Here is a 15,363-nt window from a genome sequence, read left to right as displayed (position 1 = left end):
CTAGTTCCTGACCATCTAGGTTGAAAACAGGTTTGCGCCGCCGGATGACTTGCGCATCACCGCGATGTCGGCCAAAGGCGAAAAGCTGCTCGGGAAGGGTTGCGGCTCGTCTTCAAGCTGTCTGGCCGCAACGACGGAGACATCTGCAAGGATGCCTTGCGCCTCAATGGCGCCAAGCTTGCCAAGCCGAACGGCAGAAGACACGAACCCCATCAGGGTGCTGTTCAGCGCGGCGACTTCCGCCTGGTGCTTGCCCAGTCCCAGAGCATGAGACACCAGCCCCTGGATCACGGGCTCGTAACCCGCACGGTCCATGGTCTGGCTCGACGCAATCAGCGCCTTGTAGGCAGCCGCCCCGGGGGTTTCGATCCTGGAGTGCACATTGAGGAGCGCCCTGCCAATCCGCCGGGATGCCTGCGCAAGATCATTGTTGGTGTTGTAGAGATGGCATTGCTGATCAACTGCTGTGACCCGTTCGAGATCACCAACGCATTGAAAGGCCTGCCCGACGAAGTACCGGTCCAGCGACAGCCAGCGCGGCAGGATTTGCGTTTCAATGACTTCGGCAATCCCCTTCGCGCTTTGAACCCGGCCCTCGTTGACCAGCGTTTCCAGGCCATTGGAAAATGCAAAGGCGCCCGACGGAAAGGAACTGTCGTTGCACTGCATGAGACGCAACAGATTCAGGATCTCAGCCATTCACCGCACCTCTTTCGAACTGCGCCTTGACCGAGCCGTCCTTGATGAGAGTGTCAATCCTGTCCGTGTAGCTCTGCAACTCCCGCTCAACAGCGACGAGCAGGTCATCACCGTCGAAGCGTACCCGCCAATGCAGGTTTCCGGCATGAAACCCGACCTGGAGCGCAGAGGACTGATCCCTTGGCGTAAGCCGTAGCCAGTCCTCGGCTTCAACCTTCACCACCAGCGCATTGTGCTGATCCAGCATCAGGACTGCACCATCAAACAGCTGCTCGTCACGCGCCAGGCTTATGGCGATGTCGCATCCTTTTTCGCTCGACGAACGAAACCGCCGCCGTGAGAGGTCCTGCCGGGGCAGCAACAAAAAATCGACGGCATGGGCATGCTCCAGATCGTGAATGCGATCATGAAGTGCGGCGTCCGACACGGAGCCGATGATGTGGTCGATCTTCAGCATCGGGCCACCCCGGACTCTGCATCGCTCGACGCCCGATCAGGAAATTCCGGCTGCAAATGTCCGCTACGCTGCAACATGGCTTTTCGCTTTCCTGTACATCAAGACCCAATTTCTCTCCGCACCAACAGGCACGGGAACGGTGTCCTCGGACGGGCTGTTCATCCCGAAGCGTGAGACCATGTGCTCCTTGATGAGGGTCGCCGCGCGTTCGCTCAGCGTTGGTTTGCAGATCCAGATCATGGATCCGGCTTCACCATCACGAAGGCACAGAACGGCCTGATCATCAGTCCCCGTGGTCAGTTGGATGGTCCAATCCGCGCCATCGGTTCCGAACTCCTTGAGGTAACTCAGGAGCTCGAACTTGATTTGCTGGATGCTGTATTTCTGTTCCATCTTCGCCGCCTATTGCAGTGTCGGATCGATGACAGCCTGGCTGGATATCGAGCTTGTCTTGCGGCGCCATGAGTGGATCAACGCGGCTCCCTCGCGCTTTTCCTCGGCGGACATGTCCTGCAAGATGCGTTCAAGTGAGCTCAACGCCGTGCCAACGCCGTGCTGCGCGGCGAGCGCATACCAGACATAGGCGTTGACCCGGCTCTTTGGGACGCCGGAACCATGCTGGTAGCAATAACCCAGGCGCGCCTGGGAGGGATAATGCCCCTGCTCCGCAGCACGCTTGTACCAGTGCGCAGCGCGGTCCATATCGGGTTCCACGTCCTTGCCCGATGACAGTATGGTGGCGAGATTGAACTGGGCGCCGACATCATTGAGTTCCGATGCCATCTCCAGCCATTTCAGACCGGCCTCCACATCCCGCGCACATCCCTGCCCGGTCGCCAGCATCGCTCCCACATTTGTCATGGCTTGCGCAAATCCGGCCTTGGCGGAGCGTTCGAAACACTCGAACGCCTTGGCCGGGGACACCGGTTTGCCCTCACCATTGGCGTAGCAGGAGCCGAGCCACATCATGGCTTCCGCGTCGCCGCCATCGGAGAGACTGGTGAAGATCTCAGCCGCGGTTTCAAACGATCCCGAGACGTACATCGCGACACCGTCGGCGACCGTCTGATTTGCAATTGTCAGGTTCATTGCTCACTCCACGCGCATTGTTGCTAGATCAGATAGTGCTTGAGAGGCTGATACAGCGGGTCATCGGCAATGGTCCGCGGCATGGTCATCAGCCGGTCGATCAGCACGGATTGGGCCCAGTGTTCGATAGGCGAAACACGGCCATTCGCCGGTGAGATGCCAGGTTCGACAAGTTGCCTGTTCTCCTGGCTGACGAGATTTCTCTGGGCTTGTTCAGCGGTTTCACGGGTCTGGGCGATAACCCTCACCAACGCCTCAAGGCTGCTGGCCGAACCAGCGTCAGCGGCGTCAGCAAAATACTGGATGCGGCACATGGCCTTGCCGAGTGCTGTCGGCTGAATTCCGATGGTGCATGCTGCACCTGCCGCGCGGAGCAAGAAGAGATTGGGGTACAGCCAGGTTGCGAAAACCTCGACAGGGCCATTTTCGCCATCGGACGTCTGCAGCATCGCGGAGAGCACGTCCGGTTTGCCGGAACCGGCTGTCGCCACAGCCCCGAACATCGCCTCACCGACGGATTTCCAGTTGCACTGAAATTCAAGCCAAGCCTTGGAGGTGCGATCCCTCGAGACCGCTGACACCATGCCGGCGTCCAGATCGGCGGCACGATTTGCGAAGTCCTTGTCCGGCCCATCCAGGTTGACGAAAATCAGCTTGCCCGCTTGCGCCACCGAAACCCGCAACAGCCGCTCGGGACGCAGGCCGACATATTGAAACATCAAAGCTGTTGAGGTTTCGGCGTCCGACGCGGATATGGCGTCCCTGTCACGGCTGTAGCCGCAGGATGTGAAACTGCATTTGGTCTTGCTACCGCTTTGGCATTGCTGCGGCACGACGCGGCAGCCGCCATGCTGGGCATTGTTGAAGCGGCCCTCCAGCGTGCCGTCAGCCATGCGTTGCACATGAATGCCGTGATTGCCGATCGTGTAGGGCAGCAGATCGCCTTCATCGGGGATATCGTCAGTGGTCCCGATGAAGATCCAGTCCCGTGTCCAGATCGCCTCGTTCTCGAGCAGAGAAAAGGTCAGGGATCGATAGACCAGAGTATTTATGTGCTCCGCCTGTTCGACGGGCAGCCGGGCATTGCTCCAGGTGGATGCATCCAGAAGATCCAGATCATCTTCAAAATATCCAATATCCGGACGTCTCGCCATCAGCCTGTCTCCCGTTCCTCTGGTTTGCGTGGTCGGCCACCGCGCCCGAAAGCGCGGCAGCGGTTTGATGCTGGGATCAATAGTCGGCGCGGCCCCGATACTTGACCGCTTCGGCAGGGGCTGGCGGCAAGGGTCCATCGACCATGAAACGGTCAAGGACGTTCTTGGTCAGCGTCGATATGTTGTTGTTGCACTCGTTCCAGGGCAGCGAACCGCAATAGGCGATCGATGAGAACGAGAAGCAGGCACCACCATTGGGGGTCTCATGGTAGGCGATGTCACCCCGAACACGCGGGTGGGTGGTGCCATCAAGACCCTGCTGGTTGAAGCCGAAGTCTTCCATAACCAGCAGATAGGCTTCGGTATGCCGGCCCGCGGATGTGGCCACGGTCAGCGTGTGCGGCGGAGATCCGAGCATCGTGTCCACGATGTCGAGCTCGAGACCGGCAGCACCGCCGCCGACGAGACCGAAATTGCCGAGCTTTTCGTCGTAATCGATGCCTTCGAAGGCCCAGCTCACACGGCTGTCATTGCTCTCCGGCGTGCGTGAGAAGTACGACGAGATATCGAAGCCTTCCGATGACATGCCGACACCCGCGACGGAGTGCAGGTAGCGGCCACGGAAGCGCCACATGCCGCCGAGCTCGCCGGTGCCCTGATGATAATATTCGCCCGGGTCGGCACGCCAGGTCCGGATGCCCGATTCACAGCGGCGCATTTCGGTGATGACGCCACGGCCGAGTTCATCATAGGCCGGGTGGAACGAGTGCACCCAGTACCAGGCGTCGGCGCCCATATACATGAGCCGGCCGCCACGCTGGGTGTAGTTGTGCAACGCATCCAGCTGGGTTCCGGAATTGTGCTCGGGATGCGAGCCAGTAATGATGACGTTGTAGTTCTCAAGCCGGGCGATACCGTCATAGGTGAGATCTTCGTCCGTGATGCAGTCGTAATCATAGCCCATCGTCTCCAGCCAGTAGATCAGGTGGAGGTCGGCCGGGTACTGCCACGGCGCCTGGGCCAGGAAGTGGTCGTATTTGGGCCTGATGCTAAGGATTGGCCGCAGGCGCGATGACAGGCAGATGCCCGATCCATCGGTATGGGTGTCATAGATCGAACCGCCATACTCGCGGTGCTCGGACAGGAACATGTTCTGGTGCTGCATGATCGGCACGCGGTAGATGAACAGCTCCGCGCCACCCGCATTACAGGCCACGTGCTCATTGGCGTAGGCCATGTAGCTGATGGTCGGTACCATGAAGGCGATCTTGGACTGCTCCTTGCCGATCTCCGGGACAACCCAGAACGGAATGTAGTCCTCATCGCCGTCTTCGGTCGTCAGCTTGGCGGCGTAAAACCGGCTCAGGCAATCCTCTGGAACGGTCCATTCGAAGTCGACATCCCAGCGGGCGTCATCGACATCATCATCGTGGAAATGGATTGCGCCGTATTGCTCAGGCGCCTGCTTCCAGTCAAACACGGTGCCGGACCAGTTGTACCCAGTCAGGGCGCGGGTCGGACAATTCACCAGATGGGCGTTAAGGCGATACGGGCCAAGATCCGTCGCGACGATCGTGTTGATGCCCTCGGAGAAGTCCCAGGCACCGACGATGACTTCGGACAGGGCGCCCGTCGGGCCGCTGTTGCGACGCTCGGTGAGGCCAGGCTGAGCGCCCAGTTTCATCATTTCGATTTCAGCCCGATTAAGGGCCTTGGCGCAAAGCCGCGGCGAGTCGATCTTGCCGTTGTATTTGCCTGTGAACACCACACCTGCCGGCTTTGAAGACTTTGCCAAGGGATCATCGGTGACTTCGTCGACATAAGCCGCGATCGCGAGCGGAACCGGAACATTTTCGATGCCCGAAGAGAGCGTCGTCTCCACAGGTTCGATCACCGGGTCGAGCGCATACTGGATCTGCGGTTCATGAATGAGAACCAATTTGCCGGTTGCCGCATCGAAGGTCGCGGCGAGAAAATGCCAGGCGTGATCACGCAGCGGTGTCGGGGTCTCGATCGACTGACCGTTGACGCGAACTTCGGCATGGCCCTTTTCGTTGATGAACAGACCGTAGCCTTTGCCGCCAGACCATTTGGTCACCAGGCCCTGGGCACCGTGCTTCCAGTATTTCGGGTGCGTGATCGGTGTCGTCGGCCAGACATAAAGCTGCAACGTGAAGCTCTCGACGTTGAGCGCCTTAACATCCGGCACATATCCATAGGAGCCGCCGTGAATGATCTGCCTCTTGCCCGGCAATGTCTCGGTGAGACCACCGGCGACCGGCTTTTCAATGAAGCCTGGTCCGCGCGGATTGGTATCGCCGTTGATCATCTGGACGATCTCGGCCTTGTAAGATGAAGGTCCGTCGCAGTTGACGTAGAACTTGATTGTCTCCCCTGGATGGACCCCGAACTTGTCGGCGTATCCGGTCAACTTCATTGCTGTCATATCCATTCTCCTAATCAAAGATCGTTCCAGTGGAGCGTCCCGTTGGACAAAGCTCCGCCGTTCGCGCCGCAGCGCGTCAATATTTGCCTCAACGAATCAAGGGCTTGTCTCTCTCCCTAGGTGAGCGACGTCAGGTTACCGGCCAGTTGTCGCTGCGGCGCTTCCACCCCTCGTTATAGTGCTCCGGCATGCCCGCGGACTCGGGCAGTTCGTCCAGACGCATCAGGAAGATGTCGTGCTGAATCTCCTGCTCGTTGTCGTAGACCTTGTCGTCAATGAACTCTGGCGGGACGCCGCGGATGCCGGAGAGCCGGGCAATGCGCCATTCCTTCTCCACCTTGGTGCAGATGACAATCAGCTTGCCGGCCGGGCTCTCGCCGCGCATGCGCAGCAACACGCGTTTGAGAAGCGGGCTTTCATGCACGCCGCCGGTGATCACGGTGGTATCGCCTGGTGTCTCGCATTTGAGAACCGAGAAGCCGGCGACGCCCTTCATGGAGTCGACGCAGGCGCGATGTTCGGCGATCAATGCTTCCCTCTCGGGAGAGCCCTTCGGAGGTATGTCAATCATTGTTCTCTTCCTTTGCTTCTATCCAACTTCACTCAAATCAAACCGTCATGTGGCGCTCGACCACCTCATCGGTGAGGGCCGAAATGTCGCCGCTGTCGACAACGCGCCCGTTGTCCATCATCACAAAGGAGTCACCGAGTTTGCGGGCGACCTTGATGTGCTGTTCTGTCAGGATGAGCGTGATGCCGAGCTTCTTGTTGAGCATCTGCAGGGTCTCGCCGATCTCAGCCACGATGTTGGGCTGAATGCCCTCGGTGGGCTCGTCCAGCAGCAAGATCTGCGGATCAACGGCAAGCGCGCGGGCGATCGCCAATTGCTGTTGCTGCCCGCCGGACAAGAGGCCGGCACGCCGGCCCAGATTTTCGCGCAGATAGGGAAACAGCTCGAGACAGATCTCCGGAATGGCGTCCGTTTCCTGCTTGCTGGCAAATGTGCCAAGCACAATGTTCTCGCGGACGGTGAACTTGCCCAAGATCTGGCGGCCCTGCGGAATGTAGCCAATGCCAAGCTTGGCGCGCTCATCGGTTCGCTGGGTTGTCAGCTCGGATCCATCAAGACTGATTGAGCCCTCCGTCTTGTCGGTCAATCCCATGATGGTGCGCACAAGCGTGGTCTTGCCGACACCGTTGCGTCCCAGAACGCAGACACATGAGCCCTTGGGCACACCGATGGAAATGTTCCGGAGGATTTGAGTTTCACCGTAATAGGATGAGACGTTTTTGAGGTCCAAAAGCATCAGTGATCCTCCGTTCCAAGATAGACGTCCCGAACACGCTGATCTTTTTCGATTTCCTCAATGGTTCCCTGTGCGAGCAACGAGCCCATGTGCATGACAACCACCTCATCCGCGATCTCGCGGACAAATCCCATGTCATGTTCCACTACGATGAGCGTCTTCTTCTTCTTGAGTTCATTCAAGATCTCAGCTGTTTTTGCGATTTCCTGTTCGGTCATTCCCGCGACCGGCTCATCGAGCAAGAGCAAGGTCGGGTCCTGCATCAGGACCATACCGATCTCAAGCCACTGGGTCTCACCATGCGAGAGCGTGCCGGCGACAATCTCCAACCGCTGAGACAAGCCGACCATTTCGGCGACTTCATCAATGCGCTCTTCGCATTTCGGATTGAAAAAGCTGAACAGGTTGCGCAGCGCACTGACCTCGAGGCTGTAGGCGACCTCAAGGTTCTGCGCGACGGTCAGTTCCTTGAAAATGGACGGGATCTGGAACTTCCGGCCCAATCCGCGGCGTGCGATGTCCGGCTCGGTTTGTCCGCTGATCACATCGCCCCGGAAGATGACCTCCCCGGATGTCGGCTTGAGACGTCCCGTGATCAGGTCCATCGTGGTTGTCTTGCCTGCGCCGTTTGGCCCAACCAGGCAACACAATGTGCCTTCGACAACAGACATGCTGAAGTCATTGATGACTTTCGCAGCATCGAAGTTCTTCTGCAGATTCTTGATTTCCAAAACGCCAACCATGACCGGTTATTCCTACTCAGATGACTTGCTGGGTTGTTCGATGCCGGGGGACAGGCTGATGCCGCCGGAGACAAGACGCCCCAACAGGGTCTCGACCAGGCCAGCCAGGCCCGTGGGCAGAAACCGAACAACCAGAATGAAGAAGAAGCCGAGGATCAGGATCCACGTGTTGAGAAATTCGTCACCCAGATAACTCTGCGCACCCTGCACGATGAAGGCGCCAAGAATGGCCCAGAGCAAGGATCCGCGACCGCCGATTGCGGCCCAGATGACAATGGAAATGCTGAAGCTGACATCGAACTGGCTGGGCGATACATACTGCGTCAGATAGGCAAAGCAGCATCCGGCCAAGGCAGCCATCAAACCCGAGATCGTGTAAATCAGGGTTTCATAGACAGCGACATTGTAGCCCAGGAACCGGACCCGCTCGGCGTCATTGTTCTGGGCACGAACGATGAGACCGAACTTGCTCAGCGTGATCAGTTTCGCGGCAATCGTGCACACCAGCAGAACAATATAGACGCCCCAGAATGACGTGGTGGAATAGGGATCAACCTCAAGCGATCCCAACATCAGCGATTGCGGCGGGCTGATGCCGTTGACGCCATTGGTCAGATATTGAAGGTCGATGAAGACGGTGTAGATCGCGCTGAGCATGGCGAGGGTCATGATCGCGAAGAAAGGTCCTGACACGCGAGCCTGGAACATGAGCGCGCCAAAGATCAGGCAATAGAGCGTCGGGACTGCAAGCGCCAGGAAGATACCAAGACCGGTGTTGGCAAAAGGCTCCCAGATTGCGGGCAAGGCATCAAGACCGTTGTTGAGCATGAAGGGCGGGATCGGGTCGGCCGCGTCCTGGGTCTGCATCTGCATGGTCATTGCCATGCCGTATGCCCCCAGCCCGAAGGCAATTCCCTGCCCCAGGTTCAGGATGCCGCCGAAGCCCCAGCACAGGCTCAGGGACAGCGCCAGTATCCCGTAAACGCCATAGGTCGAGAGCTGGTTGAGCAGGAAGGCGTCATCCATGGACAGCGGGATCAATGCGATCAGGGCAAAGAAGACGGCATATGCCCCCCACTGATACCTCACATTCTGATAGGGATTCTGTTTCAGCACTTTTGAACTCCGGTCATTCTGACTCACCACGGGTTTGATCGGGATAGGCTCTCCGATCAGCGGCGGCTTGCTCCCGCGCTAATCATGCCTTGCGGCCTGAATCTGAGGAAAATTACGATCAACACGAACACGAGGAACCTTGCGTATGTGTCGTTGTAGATGAATGCGAATGCTGACTGGATCTGGCCCGTCAAAGCGCTTGCAAGGATACTGCCGAGCAGGCCTCCGCCTCCCGCAACCACCATCAGGAAGGCTTCAACCACGTAACTGGTGCCCATGGTCGGAAGCACGATGTTCATGGCGCCAAACAGGGATCCGGCCACACCTGCCAGGCCCGCGCCGATGGCGAAGGTGATGGAATAGATACGGCTCGAATTGATGCCGAAGGACGCTGCCATGTCCTTGTTCTGGGTGACCGCCCTGACCTTGATGCCAAAGGTTGTCCGGTAGAAAAGATACCAGGTGGCGAGCACCATGATCAGGCAGATGAACATTACGAACAGTCGGAACGTCGACAGGTTGACGATCCCGAGGTCAATGTTGGTCGACAGGAAGGACGGGACCTCGACATATTTGGGGTCGCTGCCGAAGATGATGCGAACGCCCTGCATCAGCACAAGCGACACGCCCCAGGTGGCGAGCAATGTGTCCAATGGGCGGTTGTAGAGACTGCTGATCAGGACTTTCTCGATCAGGTATCCGATAAAGCCAACTATGACGAAAGACAGCGGAATACAGATGAAAAAGGGCAGGCCCAGAACGGTTTGCATCATGAAGGTGCTGTAGGCGCCAAGCATGATCAGTTCGCCATGGGCCATATTGATCACGCCGGCGGTGCCATAGATGATCGCCAAACCAAGAGCAGCCACCAGGAAGACGCTGCCAATACTCAGACCGAGAAACACGGCGCTCGTGATAGAGCCAATATCCATTGGGTGCCTCTACAAATATCGAAACAGGAACAGGCGGGTCCGGACGGGCGCGCGGAGAATGAGCGCCCGTCCAAAAGCGGGATCTGCGATCAGATCACGTCAGTCTTGAGCGTCCCATCGGGGGCCAGAAGGCCATCAGCCGTGCAAGTGCCGAGGTCGGGATAAATCGAGTAGGGATCCGGCGCGACGTGCTCTGGTGCCTCCTTGACGATCTTGAAGCTGCCGTCGGCCTGGCACTGACCGATCTTGGGGACAAGCCAGGTGTTGAAGTTCTTCTCGTCGATCCAGATCAGGCCTTCCGGAGACACATCCGCCTCGACACGAACGCCAGCAGCCGCATCGCGGATTTTGCGTGGCGTGACGTCAGCAATGCCATGCATCTCGATGGCTTTTTCCAGCGCAGCCTTGAAGACGTAGGCCGAGAGGTAGGTCTCCTCCATGTTGTAGTGGGTGGTTCCGTTCTTGCCATATTTACTGGATAGGAAGCCCTCCACGAACTTGGCGTTGGTTTCGTTTTCCATGTTCTGGAAATATGGAGCCGAGAGGAAGTGGCCGGCGCCGAACTCAGCACCCATGGCCTTGGTTTCGATTTCACCCGTCGTCAACGAGGCGATCGGCATCGTGTCAACATTCAGGCCGGCCTGCTTGAACTGGCGGTGGAAAGCGATGTCGGAGGCGCCAACCACAGTTGAGAAGATGAAGTCCGGATTGGCGGCCCTGATTTTTTCAAGGACCGGACCGAACTCGGAAGATCCGAGCGGAATGTACTCTTCGCCCAGAAGTTCGCCATTTGCATTTTCAAGCCAGATCTTGGCGTTCTTGTTGGACTCTTTCGGCCAGACATAGTTCGAGCCCACGAAGAACACGCGCGGTCCGAACTGCTCGACCATATAGGGGATCAGATCAAAGGAGTGCTGGTTGGCCAGAGGACCTGTGCAGATGGTGTTCTGCGTGCATTCCGCGCCTTCATAACAGGTCGGATAGAACAGCAGGTTGTCCCGCTGCATGATCGTCGGCAGGACCGCTTTGCGGCTTGCGGATGTGTAGCAGCCGAAGATCGAGGTGACCTTGTCGCGCAGAATGAGTTCGCGGGTCTTTTCGGAGTAAACCTTGAAGTCGGATTTCGCGTCGACGATGACCGGGTCGATCGGCAAGCCGGCCACACCGCCTGCAGCGTTGATCTCATCGATCGCATACTGCATCACCAGGGTTGAATCCTCTTCGGGGACCGCGAGGCCACCGGTGAGGGAAAACAGCAAGCCCACCTTGATCGGCTCGCCTTCGGTCAATGTGGCGCCCCAGGCTTCACGGGTACCGGGCATCCAGATATGCGGGGTTGCGAGTGCAGCGGCACCCAAAGCGGATGTTTTCAGCAATTTTCTGCGGGTTACAGACATGATTTTCTCTTCCTTTTCACAGTTCCACCGGATTATTGGCCAGCACGTCTCACGGCGCCGGCAATTTTCACCCCTGGTAATATTTTTTTCTCCGCCTGAAATGGTCGAGCGAAAACTCCGTCATCCAAGTGACGAGCGCAGACATGGCTCAAGTGAATCCCCAGAGGTCGGGATCACAACACTTAAAAGACAGAGGATTATGAGAAACGGACAGTCAGTGGGAAACTACTCGTATTCCTTACTGAGTAGATCCAAGACCCAATCACCTGGTTCCGGCGACGGTATCTTTGTCCGCATAGCGCTTAAAGAACATCGTTCGTCAGGCTTATTTCGCCAAAAAAAACGAATACGATTCTTATCAAGCAAACTGCTATTTTGGAGCAGCTAGTGGGACATCGTTGGCCCACAATTTCAGACTATACACGATCAATGCCCTTTGACAAGAGGTCATTTGCGTTGATGACAGCGACCGCCATTTCTTCAATCGAGACCCGCTTGGCCATCGCTTTGCTGCGCAAGACGCGATAGGCCTCGCTCTCACTAATCGACTGTAATTCCATAATTATTTCTTTTGCGCTGGCGATATTTTTTTGCGCAACGATCTTCTTCTGCAACCGGACAGACTTCTCGGCGAGTTGAATTGACTCCTCCCATTTCGACCGCGCGACCACAAGATTGATCAGCATTCCAAACTCTCTTATTGGCTTGGAAATTACTGCGAACGCGCCCAACTCCAGCACATTTTGAAGCATGGCAGGATTTTCATAATTCACGATGGCAAGCACGGTCGGAGACGATGCCTTGGTTTTCTTCAGCATCGCTTTCAACTCGTTTTGCCATTCGAAGAAAACACCAGCAATCACGATATCGGTGCCGGGGGGCAGTGCTTTGGTCGGCGGCCAAACCAGCTCGGTCCGGCACCCAATTCTGTTGAGTTGGTCCAGAAGCGCTTTTCCATCCTGGTCCAATGGATGCACGACGATGACCGATAAATCTCTTAGATCCTTAAGCCGGAACGTCGTCATTTAAGTGCAATCCTCCCTACTAGAATGACTTTTCGTCATTCTGGCTGTTTCCGGGATCAAAGCCTTTCAGGTAAGGGTCGGGAGGGACCGGCTCGAAAGACTCCCGAACGATCCTGAACTCACCGTTGGCATCAACTATGGCGACTTTCGGCCAGAGATGCGTGTGGTGATTTTCCCTGCTGACACGCACGACCCCCTGGGGCGCCTCGAAGCTGAATGTCGGCAGCACACGCAAGATACTCTCCCTGTCGACAGCTCCCGCCCTTTTCGCGGCCTCTGCAAACAGATGCACCTGAAGGTAAGCAGCTTCGGCGGCAGCACAGATAGGAGATTGCTTGCCATATCGGTCCCGATAATGGGCCACAAATTTCAAATTCTGCGGAGTATCAATGGAGCTGAAATAGGGTGCGGCTGTCACATGCCCCGCAGATGCCCGGGCACCGATCTGCTCAACTTCCGCTTCTCCAGTGATCAGGCTGGCAATCGGACTGGTCTTCGGATCGATCCCCGCTTCGTGATAGGCCTTGTAGAAAGACACGGCCCCTTGCCCCACCAGCGTCGAAAACACAACGATCGGCAGCGCAGCTTTGATCTTTTCAATAACCCGGGCGATCTCTTCGGGACTTGGGTTCAGTGGAATGTAGATTTCATCGACAACATCGCCGCCCCGATTGGCCACAAGGTCGCGCATGACCCGGTTCGTTTCATAGGGGAATACATAGTTCGAACCGACAAGCAGGTATTTCTTCTCATAGCTGTCGAGGAGGTAATCCGCCAGCCAGAACGTGTTCTGGTTGGGCACGGCGCCCGAATAGATGCAGTTCGGGGAGAACTCGAAGCCTTCATAGAAGGTCGGGTAAAACAACAATTTCTGATGTTGGGCGATGATTGGCAGCGTCACCTTGCGCGTGGATGACAAATAACAACCGAAAAAATTGGATACGCCAGATTCAAGCAGTCTGAGCGTCTCCGCTTCAAACAATTTCAAATCACCTTTCGGATCCGCCTCTTCCAAAACAAGATGCCGACCGCCTATTCCGCCAGCCGAGTTGACTTCGGAAACGGCCAGAGAGACAGCATTGCTTAGCGTTCGCTCCACAAAAGCTGTTACGCCCGTTCTGGAAAACAGGCTGCCTATCTTTATGAAATCAGAATTTGTTTCGGTCGACATAGTTCTTACAAAAATAAAATCCGCAAAATGCGCGCGGCGACAACTCAACTCATCAATACGCAAACGGCCTTTGAATGCAAGGAGGACGCTTGCCGTTCGCACAGCGGCAGCCACCGCAGCTTTTCCGATTGCCGTTCCATTCGTGCGTGAACGGTTCCGGTTGGGCGAAGCACCCAACACGCTTGACGTTTTCCGTGAACACACCGGAGTTCTGAACATGCCGGCAGCATCCTGCGTGCCGAAATAAATTGAGCCAGTTAGGTCAACCCAGCTCAAAGCTGGTCACGCCATAGACTTTGGACCACGGTATCTCTGGCGCCGAGCCGCGGTACATGCGTGCTGTTTCGAACACCGGCGTAAGGCCGGCGCTCTGAGCCATCGTCATCGCCTTGTGATTGGTTTCCGGCACATCAAGTGTGATGTCTGCCCCGGATTGGACCTTTGCACAGCATGCCTGAAACAGCGCTTCCGCGGCTTGCTGCGTTGGCGCGAACAACGGTCCGATCTTATAGCCATCAACGCATTTGCGGATCGTGGCATAGCCGCTTACATCACCGTTCTCGATAGAAATAAAAGTGCTGCGCACGGCGTCAGGGGCAGCGAAGATCCATGCCTTGAGGAAGCCTGACCTTGGCACACCAGAACAGACCCGATCGAGCGTTTCGATCTGATCGGCATGGCCAGTGCGCGCCGCCTCAGTCTTTACGGCAGGCCCGGGGAGACCGGCCAGTCTGGGAACGCCCGTAAAGCGGATGTTGCGGCCAACGAGCTGAAAGCCGCTTTTGGTGTAATTGTCTTGCTGTGCGACAACGCCATCCAACCCGACCGTGCGGTCTGCGAGATAGGCCATGCTGGCGTTCCAGGTGGCGGTACCGAAACCTTTGCCTCTGGCTTCCGGGTGGACGATGTAGAAGCCGAGAAATCCCTGTTCGTCGCCATAGCGCACCACCGAGATGGAGGAGACCGGCTTGCCATCGTCAAACCCCATCAGAAAGCCGGAGGGATCGGCGGCAAAGAAGGCTTCGAGATCCGCGACGCCAGGATTCCAGCCCTCGTCGCGTGCCCAACTGAGCGCAACGGCGAACTCTTCCACCGTTGCGCTGCGCACCTCAAAATTGCCCGCAGACCCGGAACTCATGATCAGGCCATACCCGTGTTTTGCAGCCGATTTGTGGCTTCACGCTCACACCATGCGACCGCAGCGCTGACGCCTTCAATAACCGGAATAGAATAAGTGTTTTCAAGAATGAGCGCCATATCCGCCATGCCTGCGCATCCCAGCACGATGGAGCGGCATTGGTCCATCTCGATCGCATCCGCGATTTCCGAGCCAATGCGCGCCAGGGCCTGTTCAGGGTGATGTTCGAGGTCGAGCACCGGAATGTCGCTGGCGCGAACCCGCGCGCATTGTTCCGACAGGCCATAGGACTCGATGTTGTGCTCAAGCACGGGAATGGAAACCGGGAGTGTCGTGATCACCGAAAAGGGTGCAGCCGTTTTGGCTGCCTGCAGATAGGCGGCTTCGCCGATCCCGGTGATCGGCAGGTCAGACCGGGCCCGCAACTCACCCAATCCAGTATCATCAAAGCAGGCGATGATGACCGCATCAAAGGGATCCTCGACGCCCATATAGGTGTCGAAGACGGCGAAAAGGCCGGGCAGCGCCGCTTCGCCGTCTTCTGGCCCCTGGATGGAGGCCGGACCGTTGTCCGGGTTGACCGCAAGGATGGTCGTTCCGGCTGAAGCAACCTTTGCTGCAGCCGTTCCGATCGTCGCGGTCATGGAGGCCGTGGTGTTGGGATTGATGATCAGAATGCGCATGGCTGG

Annotated in this window: 16 protein-coding genes; all 16 read right to left on the bottom strand. The window is 57.2% G+C overall.

The annotated features are described in order from the left end of the window. Positions 1–15: 15 nt before the first annotated feature. Complete coding sequence (locus tag HPDFL43_RS04340; protein ID WP_007196039.1) at positions 16–699, bottom strand: urease accessory protein UreF; 684 nt, start codon at positions 697–699, stop codon at positions 16–18. Beyond that, the gene (gene ureE, locus HPDFL43_RS04335; protein WP_007196038.1) at positions 692–1,156 is read right to left on the bottom strand and encodes an urease accessory protein UreE; all 465 of its coding nucleotides are present in this window, start codon (positions 1,154–1,156) and stop codon (positions 692–694) included. The genes HPDFL43_RS04340 and ureE overlap by 8 nt, the downstream gene beginning before the upstream one ends. A 63-nt stretch (positions 1,157–1,219) precedes the next feature. Next, positions 1,220–1,549, bottom strand: coding sequence for a hypothetical protein (locus tag HPDFL43_RS04330; protein WP_007196037.1), 330 nt, complete (start codon positions 1,547–1,549; stop codon positions 1,220–1,222). A gap of 9 nt (positions 1,550–1,558) precedes the next feature. Beyond that, complete coding sequence (locus tag HPDFL43_RS04325; protein ID WP_007196036.1) at positions 1,559–2,245, bottom strand: tetratricopeptide repeat protein; 687 nt, start codon at positions 2,243–2,245, stop codon at positions 1,559–1,561. Between the two features lie 23 nt (positions 2,246–2,268). Beyond that, positions 2,269–3,399, bottom strand: coding sequence for a Rieske (2Fe-2S) protein (locus HPDFL43_RS04320; RefSeq protein ID WP_007196035.1), 1,131 nt, complete (start codon positions 3,397–3,399; stop codon positions 2,269–2,271). A 76-nt stretch (positions 3,400–3,475) separates the two neighbouring features. Then, on the bottom strand, positions 3,476–5,845 hold the full coding sequence (locus HPDFL43_RS04315; protein WP_210165617.1) for a N,N-dimethylformamidase beta subunit family domain-containing protein: 2,370 nt from the start codon (positions 5,843–5,845) through the stop codon (positions 3,476–3,478). A gap of 130 nt (positions 5,846–5,975) precedes the next feature. Beyond that, positions 5,976–6,416 (bottom strand): N,N-dimethylformamidase alpha subunit family protein, encoded by a 441-nt coding sequence (locus tag HPDFL43_RS04310; protein WP_007196033.1) that lies wholly within the window; start codon positions 6,414–6,416, stop codon positions 5,976–5,978. A 37-nt stretch (positions 6,417–6,453) separates the two neighbouring features. Further along, positions 6,454–7,152 carry an urea ABC transporter ATP-binding subunit UrtE gene (gene urtE / locus HPDFL43_RS04305; protein WP_007196032.1) on the bottom strand — a complete coding sequence of 233 codons (699 nt, stop codon included), beginning with the start codon at positions 7,150–7,152 and terminating at the stop codon, positions 6,454–6,456. Further along, positions 7,152–7,895: an urea ABC transporter ATP-binding protein UrtD gene (gene urtD, locus HPDFL43_RS04300; RefSeq protein ID WP_007196031.1), complete on the bottom strand. Its 744-nt coding sequence runs from the start codon at positions 7,893–7,895 to the stop codon at positions 7,152–7,154. Before urtD ends, urtE begins: the two co-directional genes overlap by 1 nt. A 12-nt stretch (positions 7,896–7,907) precedes the next feature. Continuing rightward, complete coding sequence (locus HPDFL43_RS04295) at positions 7,908–9,011, bottom strand: ABC transporter permease subunit (RefSeq protein ID WP_007196030.1); 1,104 nt, start codon at positions 9,009–9,011, stop codon at positions 7,908–7,910. 56 nt (positions 9,012–9,067) lie between these two features. Continuing rightward, complete coding sequence (gene urtB / locus HPDFL43_RS04290) at positions 9,068–9,943, bottom strand: urea ABC transporter permease subunit UrtB (protein WP_007196029.1); 876 nt, start codon at positions 9,941–9,943, stop codon at positions 9,068–9,070. Positions 9,944–10,032: 89 nt separating this feature from the next. After that, positions 10,033–11,340 carry a transporter substrate-binding domain-containing protein gene (locus HPDFL43_RS04285; protein WP_040449049.1) on the bottom strand — a complete coding sequence of 436 codons (1,308 nt, stop codon included), beginning with the start codon at positions 11,338–11,340 and terminating at the stop codon, positions 10,033–10,035. 416 nt (positions 11,341–11,756) lie between these two features. After that, positions 11,757–12,365 carry an ANTAR domain-containing response regulator gene (locus HPDFL43_RS04280; protein WP_040449047.1) on the bottom strand — a complete coding sequence of 203 codons (609 nt, stop codon included), beginning with the start codon at positions 12,363–12,365 and terminating at the stop codon, positions 11,757–11,759. A gap of 19 nt (positions 12,366–12,384) precedes the next feature. Then, positions 12,385–13,812, bottom strand: coding sequence for a transporter substrate-binding domain-containing protein (locus tag HPDFL43_RS04275; RefSeq protein WP_210165616.1), 1,428 nt, complete (start codon positions 13,810–13,812; stop codon positions 12,385–12,387). Continuing rightward, positions 13,799–14,674: a GNAT family N-acetyltransferase gene (locus HPDFL43_RS04270; RefSeq protein ID WP_007196025.1), complete on the bottom strand. Its 876-nt coding sequence runs from the start codon at positions 14,672–14,674 to the stop codon at positions 13,799–13,801. Before HPDFL43_RS04270 ends, HPDFL43_RS04275 begins: the two co-directional genes overlap by 14 nt. 2 nt (positions 14,675–14,676) lie before the next feature. Further along, entirely contained in the window at positions 14,677–15,357 is a 681-nt protein-coding gene (locus HPDFL43_RS04265; protein ID WP_007196024.1) for an aspartate/glutamate racemase family protein, read from the bottom strand. Positions 15,358–15,363: the final 6 nt, after the last annotated feature.

It is taken from the genome of Hoeflea phototrophica DFL-43 (assembly GCF_000154705.2).
Classification (GTDB): domain Bacteria; phylum Pseudomonadota; class Alphaproteobacteria; order Rhizobiales; family Rhizobiaceae; genus Hoeflea; species Hoeflea phototrophica.
Note: the sequence above shows the minus strand (reverse complement) of the source record. Positions and strands in the feature narration are given on the sequence as shown.

Excerpts from the sequence above, each read along its gene's own strand:
- urtB (WP_007196029.1), bottom strand. The coding sequence starts at position 9,943 with ATGGATATTGGCTCTATCACGAGCGCCGTGTTTCTCGGTCTGAGTATT.
- HPDFL43_RS04310 (WP_007196033.1), bottom strand. The coding sequence starts at position 6,416 with ATGATTGACATACCTCCGAAGGGCTCTCCCGAGAGGGAAGCATTGATC.
- HPDFL43_RS04270 (WP_007196025.1), bottom strand. The coding sequence starts at position 14,674 with ATGAGTTCCGGGTCTGCGGGCAATTTTGAGGTGCGCAGCGCAACGGTG.
- ureE (WP_007196038.1), bottom strand. The coding sequence starts at position 1,156 with ATGCTGAAGATCGACCACATCATCGGCTCCGTGTCGGACGCCGCACTT.
- HPDFL43_RS04320 (WP_007196035.1), bottom strand. The coding sequence starts at position 3,399 with ATGGCGAGACGTCCGGATATTGGATATTTTGAAGATGATCTGGATCTT.
- urtE (WP_007196032.1), bottom strand. The coding sequence starts at position 7,152 with ATGCTTTTGGACCTCAAAAACGTCTCATCCTATTACGGTGAAACTCAA.
- HPDFL43_RS04280 (WP_040449047.1), bottom strand. The coding sequence starts at position 12,365 with ATGACGACGTTCCGGCTTAAGGATCTAAGAGATTTATCGGTCATCGTC.
- HPDFL43_RS04285 (WP_040449049.1), bottom strand. The coding sequence starts at position 11,340 with ATGTCTGTAACCCGCAGAAAATTGCTGAAAACATCCGCTTTGGGTGCC.
- HPDFL43_RS04315 (WP_210165617.1), bottom strand. The coding sequence starts at position 5,845 with ATGACAGCAATGAAGTTGACCGGATACGCCGACAAGTTCGGGGTCCAT.
- HPDFL43_RS04340 (WP_007196039.1), bottom strand. The coding sequence starts at position 699 with ATGGCTGAGATCCTGAATCTGTTGCGTCTCATGCAGTGCAACGACAGT.
- HPDFL43_RS04325 (WP_007196036.1), bottom strand. The coding sequence starts at position 2,245 with ATGAACCTGACAATTGCAAATCAGACGGTCGCCGACGGTGTCGCGATG.
- HPDFL43_RS04330 (WP_007196037.1), bottom strand. The coding sequence starts at position 1,549 with ATGGAACAGAAATACAGCATCCAGCAAATCAAGTTCGAGCTCCTGAGT.
- HPDFL43_RS04265 (WP_007196024.1), bottom strand. The coding sequence starts at position 15,357 with ATGCGCATTCTGATCATCAATCCCAACACCACGGCCTCCATGACCGCG.
- urtD (WP_007196031.1), bottom strand. The coding sequence starts at position 7,895 with ATGGTTGGCGTTTTGGAAATCAAGAATCTGCAGAAGAACTTCGATGCT.